This window comes from Dietzia sp. HMSC21D01, assembly GCF_001815995.1.
Taxonomy (GTDB): domain Bacteria; phylum Actinomycetota; class Actinomycetes; order Mycobacteriales; family Mycobacteriaceae; genus Dietzia; species Dietzia cinnamea.
Genome location: NZ_KV823969.1, coordinates 1 through 588, shown reverse-complemented (window position 1 = coordinate 588; position 588 = coordinate 1). Strand labels below are relative to the sequence as shown.

Below are 588 nucleotides of genomic sequence, written 5' to 3'. Positions count from 1 at the left end.
GCGGCCGCCAGGACGATCCGGGCTCGCAGTACATCGCGGTGCGCACAACGAGCAGCGTGCGCGCGGCGGGTCAGCACGTCGCGTTCTTTGCCGGACAGGATGACGATAACGGCGCTGGTGGGAGGCATGTTCATTTCTGACGCACCCAGCGGCGCCCGCCAAGCCGCCACGCCGGAACAAGCCGAAAGTCGAGGGCGAGAAACGGCGGCGGCGATGATGGAGACCATGGCCAAGATCCCCGACTCGACACAGACCTCACTGCGACAGAAACTCCTGGCCCGCGCTGCCGAACGGTGGCCCCAGATCCAGGCCCTGCACACCCGCTACCGGGCCGGATTCGCCTACATCGATGCCACCTTGACCGACGGGGACGAAGTCAAGCTCTGCCGACTGCGCTACGCCGGATCAGCCAGCCAGTGGGGTTTTGCGATCTACCGCGCCAGCCACGACGACTACCAGCAAGCCGCCCTGCCAAACGGATGGCCCTCAGGCACTCCCGCAGAAGCCCTCGACACCGCCTGCGGCCTCTATCTCGGCGACCCCACCGCCTGGATCACCGACCCCCGACGAACTAACGGAGATGCCCAC

Annotated in this window: 2 protein-coding genes; one reads left to right on the top strand and one right to left on the bottom strand. The window is 66.8% G+C overall.

Annotated features, from left to right (window positions below; translation table 11 throughout):
• The coding region (locus tag HMPREF3086_RS19295) for a hypothetical protein (RefSeq protein WP_210401865.1) at nt 1-227 on the bottom strand (227 nt) is incomplete at its 3' end.
• On the opposite strand from HMPREF3086_RS19295, the gene HMPREF3086_RS11145 reads away from it, so the two are divergent.
• A partial coding sequence (locus tag HMPREF3086_RS11145; RefSeq protein WP_063934944.1) for a hypothetical protein occupies nt 226-588 on the top strand: 363 nt, incomplete at its 3' end. The genes HMPREF3086_RS19295 and HMPREF3086_RS11145 overlap by 2 nt on opposite strands.